The 10,759-nt window shown below is 67.3% G+C and carries 7 protein-coding genes; 4 read left to right on the plus strand and 3 right to left on the minus strand.

All coding sequences use genetic code 11. The features are described 5' to 3' along the window. Window positions 1-67: 67 nt before the first annotated feature. From CF70_RS13825 to CF70_RS36610, 3 genes are all read right to left on the minus strand, one after another. Window positions 68-790, minus strand: coding sequence for an MgtC/SapB family protein (locus CF70_RS13825; protein WP_035865313.1), 723 nt, complete (start codon window positions 788-790; stop codon window positions 68-70). Window positions 791-933: 143 nt separating this feature from the next. Continuing rightward, window positions 934-3,690 (minus strand): magnesium-translocating P-type ATPase, encoded by a 2,757-nt coding sequence (gene mgtA, locus CF70_RS13830; protein ID WP_035865315.1) that lies wholly within the window; start codon window positions 3,688-3,690, stop codon window positions 934-936. 200 nt (window positions 3,691-3,890) lie between these two features. Next, complete coding sequence (locus tag CF70_RS36610) at window positions 3,891-4,058, minus strand: hypothetical protein (protein WP_160172260.1); 168 nt, start codon at window positions 4,056-4,058, stop codon at window positions 3,891-3,893. Between the two features lie 579 nt (window positions 4,059-4,637). Here CF70_RS36610 and CF70_RS13835 point away from each other — a divergent pair. The 4 genes from CF70_RS13835 to CF70_RS13850 form a co-directional block, all read left to right on the plus strand. Beyond that, a complete protein-coding gene (locus tag CF70_RS13835) occupies window positions 4,638-5,105 on the plus strand; it encodes a DUF6630 family protein (RefSeq protein WP_051648423.1) in 468 nt (155 codons plus the stop codon). 572 nt (window positions 5,106-5,677) lie between these two features. After that, the gene (locus CF70_RS13840; protein WP_051648404.1) at window positions 5,678-6,352 is read left to right on the plus strand and encodes a MotA/TolQ/ExbB proton channel family protein; all 675 of its coding nucleotides are present in this window, start codon (window positions 5,678-5,680) and stop codon (window positions 6,350-6,352) included. After that, the gene (locus CF70_RS13845; RefSeq protein WP_035865319.1) at window positions 6,352-6,783 is read left to right on the plus strand and encodes a DUF2149 domain-containing protein; all 432 of its coding nucleotides are present in this window, start codon (window positions 6,352-6,354) and stop codon (window positions 6,781-6,783) included. Before CF70_RS13840 ends, CF70_RS13845 begins: the two co-directional genes overlap by 1 nt. Window positions 6,784-6,809: 26 nt before the next feature. Continuing rightward, window positions 6,810-10,759: cobaltochelatase subunit CobN (locus tag CF70_RS13850; RefSeq protein ID WP_160172261.1), on the plus strand; the 3,950-nt coding region annotated here is incomplete at its 3' end.

Raw genomic sequence — 10,759 nt, forward strand, 5'->3', positions numbered from 1 at the left:
TCGTATTCCTTTGGGTGCAAAAACCAACGCCAAACACTAGACAGAGAGAACCCCTGAGAACCCGCCATCAATCCGTAGTACTAGGACTCCAAAACGCCTGATGAACAAACTCCGCCTCGGCCAACTGCGCCATCAGCCCATCCAACACATCCCCATCGACGGAAGTCGAAGTCAACACCGCCTCAATCTCCACATCGCTATCCCCAAACGCACGCACCTCAAGATCCCGCGTAGGATAATTCCCCGCCTCCAGCGTCTGCTCCAGCAACCGCAAGGCCTGTTTCTGCGAAGCACGCGGCGCGATCACATAGACCGTATTGGTGACTTCCACCGCAGGCGTATCCATTGGCTGCTGGTTGATCCGGTTAACCACCGGCCTGAGCAATGTATTGGCGGCCAGCACGAACAGGCACCCCAACCCGGCCTCCAGTATCAGATCAGCACCGGCGCTGGCGCCGATCGCCGCCGAGCCCCATAGCGTGGCGGCGGTATTCAGCCCGCGCACATTCCCTTCCTCGCGCATGATCACCCCGGCGCCGAGGAAGCCGATCCCCGACACCACATAGGCCACCACCCGCACCGCGCCGTCGTGCCCGGCCATGCGGTTGGCCATGTCGACGAAGATGGCGGCGCCCACCGCCACCAGCACATTGGTGCGCAGGCCGGCGGTGCGTTGGCGGATCTGCCGCTCGTAGCCGATCACCGCGCCCAGCACAAAGGCGGTGGTCAGGCTGACGGTGGTGTCGAGCAGCGAGTCCAGGTTGATGTTCTGGAAAGCTTGGAGGGACATGATGGTTTTCCCCGGTCTTGAAAGTTATTGTTTTTGGTACCTGTCATTCTGTCGTGCCTGCTTTTACGCCCGCCAGGTGTCATCCTGATGTCACGGGCGGCGCGCCCCCGCCCCGCAAGGGGGGCGGGGGCGCCGCCGGGCGCTTACTGCCACCCGAACCGCCGGATATAGAAGCGCTTGACCGCCGTCACCAGCAAGGCGTAACCCAGCACGATGCCGATCATCCAGGGAAAATAGCCCGGCGGCAATGCCTCCAGCTTGAAGTATGCCGCCAGCGGTCCCATCGGCAGCCAGATGCCCACCGCCATGATCGCCACGGTGGCAATGGTCAGCGGCCAGGCCGCGCGGCTCTGGATAAAGGGCAGCCTGGGCGTGCGGATCATATGCACGATCAGCGTTTGCGTGAGCAGCCCGACCACGAACCAGCCGGACTGGAACAGCGCCTGCGCCTCCACGCTGTTGGCGGCGAACACGTACCACATCACCACATAGGTCGTGATATCGAAGATCGAGCTGACCGGGCCGAACACCACCATGAAGCGGCCGATATCACCCGGGTTCCAGCGCAGCGGGCGCGATACCAGTTCCTTGTCCACGCGATCGAACGGGATGGCGATCTGCGAGACGTCGTACAGCAGGTTCTGCACCAGCAGTTGCAGCGGTAGCATCGGCAGGAATGGCAGGAAGGCGCTGGCCACCAGCACGGAGAAGACGTTGCCGAAATTCGAGCTGGCCGTCATGCGGATGTACTTCAGCATATTGCAGAAGGTGCGGCGGCCTTCGATTACGCCTTCCTCCAGCACCATCAGGCTCTTTTCCAGCAGGATGAGGTCGGCGGCTTCCTTGGCGATATCCACCGCGCTGTCCACCGAGATGCCGATGTCGGCCGCGCGCAGCGCGGGCGCATCGTTGATGCCGTCGCCCATGAAGCCAACCACGTGGCCGTTGGCACGCAGCGCCAGCACCAGTTGCTCCTTGTGCAGCGGCGACAATTTGGCGAACACGTTGTGTTCTTCCACCGCGCGCGCCAGCGTGGGCGCGTCCATCTTCTCGATGTCCGGCCCCAGCAGCACGCGCGTGACGGGCAGGCCCACTTCGCGGCAGATCTTGGCGGTGACGAGCTCGTTGTCGCCGGTCAGCACTTTGACCGTGACGCCGTGCTCTGCCAGCGCTTGCAGCGCGGGGCGGGTGGAGTCCTTGGGCGGATCGAGAAAGGCAATGTAGCCAACCAGGGTCAGCTCGCATTCGTCGGCCACGCCGTACTGCGTCTGCGTGGTGGGCGTTTCCTTCATCGCCACCGCCACCACGCGCAAGCCTTCCTCGTTGAGGTCGTGCGTCACCTGGCGAACGCGTGCCAGCATATCGGCGTCCAGCGCCTGCGCCGTGCCGTCGATCCGCACGCGCGAGCAGATGCCCAGCATTTCCTCCACCGCGCCCTTGCAGATCAGCTCGTTGTGATCCTCGCGCTCGGCCACCACCACCGACATGCGCCGCCGCTCGAAATCAAAGGGGATTTCATCGACCTTGCGGTAATGCTGCGTCAGCTTCAGCTCGCTTTGCAGTTCCACATGATCGAGCACCGCGCGGTCGAGCAGGTTTTTCAGCCCGGTCTGGTAGTAGCTGTTCAGGTAGGCGTGCTGGAGCACGTCGGTGCTGACGCGGCCGAGTACATCGGTGTGCCGTTCCAGCACGATCTTGTCCTGCGTCAGCGTGCCGGTCTTGTCGGTGCACAACACGTCCATCGCGCCGAAATTCTGGATGGCGTCGAGCCGCTTCACGATCACCTTGCGCCGCGACAGCATCACCGCGCCCTTGGCCAGCGTGGAGGTGACGATCATCGGCAGCATCTCCGGCGTCAGGCCCACCGCGACCGATAGGGCGAACAGGAAGGCCTGCATCCAGTCGCCCTTGGTGAAGCCGTTGACCAGCAGCACCAGCGGCGCCATCACCAGCGCGAAACGGATCAGCAGCCAGCTCACCTGGTTGACGCCGGCCTGGAAAGCGGTGGCCGAGCGGTCGGTGCTGGTGACGCGCGCGGCGAGCGTGCCGAAATAGGTCTGGTTGCCGGTGGCAAGCACCACGGCGGTGGCCGCGCCCGAAACCACATTGGTGCCCATGAAGACGATGTTCGACAGTTCGAGCGGACTGTCCTGCCGGTCGCGCAGTTCGGCGAATTTTTCCACCGGCAGCGATTCCCCCGTCATTGCCGCCTGGCTGACAAAGAGGTCCTTGGCGGCGATGATGCGGCAGTCGGCGGGAATCATGTCGCCGGCGGAAAGCGCTACCAGGTCGCCCGGCACGAGCTTGCGGATCGGCACTTCGATCCTGGCCGGCGGGCGGGAGTGCACGTGCACGTGGAAGTATTCCGCGCTAAAGGCGGCAACGCCGGCGGCCAGGTCGCGGCGGATCACCGTGGCTGTGGTGCTGACCATGGCCTTGAGGCTTTCCGCGGCCTGGTTGGAGCGCCGTTCCTGGACGAAGCGCAGGATGGTCGACAACGTCACCATGGTCCCGATGACCAGCGTTGCCTTCATGTCCTCGGTGAAATAGGAAATCACCGCCAGCAGTGTCAGCAGCAGGTTGAACGGGTTGCTGTAGGAGTGCCACAGGTGCAGCCATGCGGGCAGCGGCTTCTCATGGTCGACTTCGTTGGGGCCGACCTGCTTGAGCCGTTCTTCCATCTCGGCGCCGGTCAGGCCGTCCTCATGCGAGCGCAGCCGTACCAGCACGCCAGGCACGTCGTCCCGGGCGGCGCGCTTCAGGGATTGCGCCAGTTGCTCCGGCACCGCGCGCGAGGGGCCCGGTTTGCCCAGCGACTCAAACATCGCCAGCCGGCGGAAGTGGTGGGTCGCCCGGCGCGTGCGCAGGAAGGCGACGAAGAGCGTTTTCATCAGGTTCATCGGTGCGGTTTCCCAGTGGTTCCCGGCGAGCCGGGCGGCGATGCGTGATCGGGTCGGAGCGGCTCTGGCGAGGCGCCGCCGTGGACGGATACTGCAAGTGCAAAAGAATGGAGGGCAGCGTGGGAGGCCAGCCTCGCCAGGGCTCGCACGCAGGTGCGGGCTGGCGTGGCGGCAATGCGGCGCCAGGCAGGGCGCGGGCGTCAGCCCGGCGGGGGGCGGTGCGCGTCGTCATGGCGCGCACCGCCATGGCAGACCGGCGGCAGCGCCAGTGCGACCAGCAGCACGGCGGCGCGGCCTGGGCGGCCCGCGTGCCAGCGCAGCATCTGCAGCGCCAGCAAGGCATGTTGTGCGATGAAGAGAGATGGCATGAGTCCTCCTTGCGCGATTGCCCGAAGGCACGCGCTGGCAGGGGCGGGTACCACATCGCGGGGCGCGGACGAGCGCGCTCCGCGGCTGGATAGCCGCAGGCTTTTGCAACGAACTGGGAGGGAGTCGCACGGAGAACCCGTGCAACGGACCACTACCCGCCGGTATCGGCTAAGGAGNNNGTGGCGATAAGACGCCTGGACTTGCCTAGCCGTTCAGAGTTTGGCCGGAGGCCAACTAGAACAACTGTCCATGGAGATGACTCCGTAGCGATAACGGGGCGAAGCGTAGCAAAGGCGATGCGCGCTTGGCAACCCTTTTCTTCCGGCTTTGTCGCGCACTAAGACGAGTCCTAAATTTCATGCCGTTCGGACCGTGCGCCGCTACGCCGGCGTGTCCGCGGGTGCGATCTCGTTGCGCTTTCATATGGCGCCTTGCACCAACCTTTGTCAGAATAGCGGGCTGCGATCCGCGCGGCATCGCGTTGTGCCCTGCGCGCACCGGATCCCTTCGGTTTCCTGTGTTCCTCAACCAGCAAGAAGTCTATGACCATAGTGCTCCCAAGTGAAACGCAGGCCGCCTTGCGTGAGTTGATCCTGTTGATTTCCCTGCACGATCAGGATGCCGCAGAAGAATACTGGGCCTCGTTTCAGCGGGCGCTAGCGCACGCTGAAACAGGCTGCGACGGCCAAATGCTGCTGTGGCCCCTGAGTGAGGCGATCGGCCATGCGGCGGGCTTCTACGTGGAATGGAAGGACACTGCCGCCCTGGTCCGCAGCGTGCAGGCTCTGTGCGACCGCGTCGGCGTGCGTGTCGGCTGGGGCGTGACCGATCCGCTTTCAAATACCTTTCTCGCGCGGCACGATGTGCCGCAATTGATGGCTATCGCGCAGGCTTCATTGCGCGCGGCGGGCTTTACGTTGTGGTGCTGGGACACGCAGGCCGATGCCTATGCAGGATGGATGATCCGCAGCCGCGACGAGGCCGCGCTGGCCGAACTCGCCAGCCGGCTGCACCTGATGATCGATCCCGCCGACGAAACCTACTGAGCCGCCACGGCCCCGCACTTGCAAACGGGGCCGCAGCGCGAATGTCGCTCGCATTCACATTTGTTGACATTTGCGAGCGTTGCGCATTGCCGTCGTCTTTCCCATTCGCCGACCTAGGCTCGCGCAGCTACCTAGGCTCGCGCAGCTAAAGCCAGCCTCCTCCACGATCCGCCGGATGCGTTCGGCCTGGCTCTCATTGTTTCCCACCGAAGCACGCGCCGTTCCCTGGAGGGCGGCATTGTGGCGGCGCCGGGCAAGCCGCGTCAGTCCCCTCGGATACCCGGATGGGTGAGCGTAACGACACAATTGTTTGCGTTACCACAATCGCAAGGCGCTAACCTGTTCGCCGAGGTGTCCCTTGCGGCATCTCATACCCGCCGGCAGCCGTGCCCTCTGCTGCCGTTTTGCCAACCAGGCCATGCAATGTGGCCTGGCTTTTTTGCCTGGGAGCGGCACTTACCCCGGCGTGCGTGATTGCGCCGCGCCGGCGCCGACGTACAATGCTGCGCCGGGGCTCGCCAGGGCCCTCACCCGGTTCGCCAATCCGCATCAACTCCTAGCCGCCAATCACGATGGAAAGCGCTGTCACCGAGATTTTCTACCGCCTTTCCACGGCGTTCTTCTGGCCGGTCGCGCTGGCGCTGCTGGTGTTGTTTGTCCTTTCGCTGGCCGATCTCGGCAGCCTGCTGGTGCAGTCGCGCCGCCGCGCCAATGCGCCGGCCAGCGATCTGCCCGCGCTGGCCAATGCGCTGGCCGCCAGCCTGCGCAACGGCACGCGGCCGCATCTGGGCGCGGCATCGTTGTCGCCTTCGCTCGCCCGTTTCTGGGACATGCTGGAAGCACGGCTGGCCCGGCTCGATTCGCACGAACACCTCGACCTGTGGCTGGATGAAACATTGCAGCGCGAGGAAATGCGCGTGGCCAACCGGCTCGACCTGACCCGCACGCTGGTTCGCATCGCGCCGATGCTGGGCCTGGCCGGCACCATCATCCCGCTCGGGCCGGCGCTGCAATCGCTGCTGGCCGGCGATATGGCCGGCATGGTCAATCACCTGGTGATCGGCTTCGGCGCGGTGGTCTGCGGACTGGTGCTGGGCGGCATCGCCTACGTACTGACGCTGACCCGCGAACGTTGGGCGCGGGTCGACCTCAAGGAAATGGAAAACCTGTGCGAGCTGGTGCTGCGGGCCCTGCCCGAGGCAGCGCATGTTCGCGGCGCGGCGCAGTTCGCCGGAGCGCACGCCTGATGGACGCGGGTCAAGGACACCAGTTCAGGCGCCGGCGCTTTGTGCGGCGCCGCCGCGCGCAGGGCGAGCTGGCGTCGGTGCACCGGGAAGACCCGCTGGCCGGCGTCGCCAACCTGTTCGACGCCTCGATCGTCTTTGCCGTGGGCCTGATGGTGGCGCTCACGCAAGCCTTCAGCCTGACCCAGCTGCTCAATCCCGATTCGCAATTCACCATGGTCCAGCGCGACCCGCGGACTGGCGAGCTGCAGTTGCTGGAGAAGAACCGCAAGGAGGTCAAGGTCAGCAAGATGTCCGCGCAGCAAAAGACCGGCGAGGGCACGCGGCTGGGCGTGGCCTACCAGTTGCCGGACGGCAGCGTGGTGTATGTGCCGGAAGGCGCGGCGCCGGGCACCCGGCCTGTCCCGGCGGCATCGGCGCCGGCTGCGCGTTGATGGGTTCGATGCCGCGCACGCCGTTCATGGTGTCCCTCGCACCGATGACGATGCTGGCGGATGCGCTGTTCCGGTCCCGCCCGTTGCATTGGCTGTTGCTCGCGCTTGTCCTGCTGTGCGGACGAGCCCACGCGGCGGGGTTGGTGGAACCTGCAGCCGATGGCGGCCGTGCCCCTGTCCGCGTGTTGCTGATCACTACCAATACCCATCTGCTGCCCGCCGCCGAGGCGCGCCTGCGCGAACTGGCGGGGCCGGGCAGGGTGCGGCTCGACGCCGTCACCACGGCGCCCGATCCCGCGCAGGTGGCCGCCGTCGATGTCGTCTACGCCTACTTCGCGCCAACTGCCGTGCTCCGGCAGGTGGCACCGGCTGTGCGCCAGGCGCGGCAGCGCGGCGCGCTGGTGCTGGCGGCGCCGGCCGCCTCCGCCGAGGCCGCCTGGGGCATCGGCATGGACGCCGCGCGCAACCAGGCCGCCGAGGCATACTGGAGCGCCGGCGGCGCCGACAACCTGGCCGGCTGGCTGGCCTGGATGGTGGCCGCGGTGCGCGGGGAGCAGGCCATCGCCGTGCCGCCGCCGCGTCCGCTGCCCACGGCAGGCATCTATCATCCGCGCGCCGCGCGGCCCTTCGCGACGCTCAAGGACTACCTGGCCTGGTATCGCGGCGGCGGAGCCGGCGGCCTGCCTGCACAGGCGCCGCTGGTCGGCATCGCCTTCTACGCCAGCAACTATCGGCAGCAGGACCTTGCGCATATCGATGCCCTGATTGCGGCGCTGGAGCGCCAGGGCATCGGCGCGGTGCCGGTGTTTGGCTGGCCGCTGTCCGGGCTGGAACCGATGCTGACGGCCGACGGCCACAGCCCTTTGCGCGCGTTGCTGACGCTGAACCTCACTATCAGCCGGGCCGAAGACAAGTCCTGGCTGGAACGCCGGGGCCTGCATGCCATCAACCTGATCGCCACGCGCGACAGCCAGGAAGCGTGGCGCGCGGACGTGCGCGGCATCGGCGGCGAGCGGCTGCCGCTGCTGCTCAACACGCCCGAGCGTGCCGGCGCCACGGAGCCGATCCTGTTCGCCACGCTGGAGGACGAGGACGGCGCCAAGACCAGCCGTGCCGTGCCCGAGCGCGCGGACGCCGCGGTGGCCCGCGTGCGGCGCTGGATTGCGCTGCAGGACAAGCCCGCGGCGGACAAGCGCATCGCCATCCTCTACTACAACAACCCGCCGGGCCGCGGCAATATCGGCGCCAGTTACCTGGCCACGCTGCCGTCGCTGGTGCAAATCATGGCGCGCCTGCGGGAAGCCGGCTACCGCACCGGCACCGCGTTGCCGGACACGGCCGAACTCACCGCGCTGCTGGAACGCAACGGCCGCAACATGGAAGAATGGTCGCCCGGCGAACTGGCAGAGATGGTGTCGCGCGGCAGGGTCAGCTTGCTGCCGATGGCGCAGTACAAGCGCTGGTTCGACGCCTTGCCGGCGGCGTTCCGCCAGTCGGTGCTGGCGGCCTGGGGGCCGCCGGAGCGCAATCCGCTGATGCGGGTTGGCGATGGCCACGGCGGGCAGGATTTCGTCATTCCGGGCCTGCGCTTCGGCAACCTGTTCGTCGGCCCCCAGCCGCTGCGCTCCACGTTCGCGCGTGCGATGGACAGCTCGCACGATACGGTGACCGCGCCGCCGCACTCCTATATCGCGGCCTACCTCTGGTACCGCCACGCCTTTGGCGCCGACGCGATGGTCCACGTTGGCCGCCACGGCACGCTGGAATGGCTGCCGGGCAAACAGGTGGGGCAGAGCGGCGACGACAGTGCCGAAGTGCTGCTGGGCGACCTGCCCAACGCCTACTACTACATCCAGGACGGCGGCGGCGAGGCGATCCAGGCCAAGCGCCGCAGCGCGGCCGTGCTGGTCAGCCACCTGACGCCGCTGATCGCCCGCGCGGGCTGGCCGGACGCGCTGGCGAAGCTGGACGAAGTGATCGAGCAGCAGGAAGCCGCCGCCGACAGCTCTCCGGCACTTGCCGAGCAATACCGTTTGCAGGCACTGGCGCAAATTCGCGCGCTGGGCCTGGACCGCCAGATCGGGCTGGACCTTGGCGCGCCCTGGACGCAGGTCGAGCCGGTGATCCACCGCTTCCTGCACAAGGTCGAGGCCGAGCCGGTACCGCTGGGCATCCATGCGCTGGGCGAACTGCCACCGCCGGATATCCAGCAGCAGGCGCTGGCCACCGTGCTCGGGAGCGCCTTTGACGCGGGCGAGACGCGCCGCATCGGCCAGGACACCTTGTCCCGCTGGGCGGGCGCGCTGATCGAGGGACGCGAGCCCGACACCGCCGGCGTCGGCGATGGGCAGCCGCTGGCGGACAAGGCGAAGGCCGCGTTGTCGATGGCGCGGGAGTGGCTGGCGCGGTTGCGCGAATCGCCGCGCCGCGAACTCGACGGCCTGATCACCGTGCTGGCGGGCCGCTACTTGCCGACCGCGCCGCTGGGCGATCCGGTTCGTACCCCGCAGGGCCTGCCCACCGGGCGCAACCTGCATGCCTTCGACGGCGCGCTGGTCCCCACGCCGGCCGCCTGGGCACTCGGCAAGCAACTGGCAGCGCAGACACTGGCGCGCTATCGCGAGGAAACCGGCGCCGCGCCGGAACAGGTGTCGATGGTGCTGTGGTACGGCGAGACCGAACGCCACCAGGGCGCGATGGAGAGCGAGGCGCTTTACCTGATGGGCGTGGAACCGGTCTGGAACGCCCGCGGCGTGGTTGAGGATGTGCGCCTGATTCCCGATGCCGAACTCGGCCGCCCGCGCGTGAACGTGCTGTTCACCATTTCCGGCATTTACCGCGACGGTTTCGGCGACAAGGTGGCGCTGCTGGACAAGGCCGCGCGCCTGGCCGCCGCCGCCGGCGACAACGCCATCAGCCGCCACGACCGCGAGGCGCGGGCAACGCTGCTGGCGGCCGGCGTGGAGCCGCAACTGGCCGGGCGCCTGGCCCGCGCCCGCGTGTTTGCCGCCAAGCCGGGCAACTACAGCATCGGCGTGCAGCAGATGGTGGAGCAGAGCAAGGATGTGCCGCAGGCCGGGGAACAGCCGGGCGCGCTGGCGCGGCAATACCTGCGCTATATGAACTTTGCGTTTTCAAGCGAAGGCTGGGGCGAAACCGCACCGCAGGCGCTGGCCAGCCATCTCAAGTCCAACCAGGCCGTGCTGTTCTCGCGCGCCAGCACGCTGTACGGCGCGCTCGACAACGACGATACCTACCAGTACGCCGGCGGCCTGAACATGGCCACGCGCGCGGTCAGCGGGCAAGCACCGCGCTTCTGGCTGCACAACCTGCGCCGCGCCGGCGAGGAGCAGACTGTCGATGCCCGCACCTGGCTGGCAACCGAGCTCAACGCGCGCAACTGGAACCCGCGCTGGATCGAAAACATGCAGCGCTCCGGCTATGCCGGCGCGCGCGAGATGTTCAAGGAGATCGAGCATCTCTATGGCTTCCAGGCCACCAGCCCGGAGCAGATGAGCGGCAGCTTCTGGCAGAACACGTATGACGTCTACGTGGCCGACAAGCACGGGCTGGGCATGGACCGCTTCTTCTCGCAAAGCAACCCGCACGCGCGGCAGGGCATCCTGGCACGGCTGCTTGAGGTGGACCGGCAGGGCAGCTATCGCTTCACGGCGCAAGAGCGCGCCGACATGGCGCGGCGCTATGTGGAATCGGTCAATCGCGACGGACTGTCGTGCTCGGCCAATAGCTGCGGCAATCCGGTGCTGATGCAATACATCGCCGGGCTGGGGCAGCAAGTCGGGCTGCCGTCGGATACGCTGCGCGCATTCGCCGAGCGGCTGGCGCGCGCCATGCCGGGGCGGGAGCCTGCCGCGCAGGGCGCACGCGCGGGATTGGCCGATACGCCCGCGGCACGGCCGGCGCGCCAGGCCGCGCCGCAGCCACCGGCGCCGCGTTCCTCCACCGCGCCAGTCAC

This window comes from Cupriavidus sp. SK-3, from assembly GCF_000611145.1.
GTDB lineage: Bacteria > Pseudomonadota > Gammaproteobacteria > Burkholderiales > Burkholderiaceae > Cupriavidus.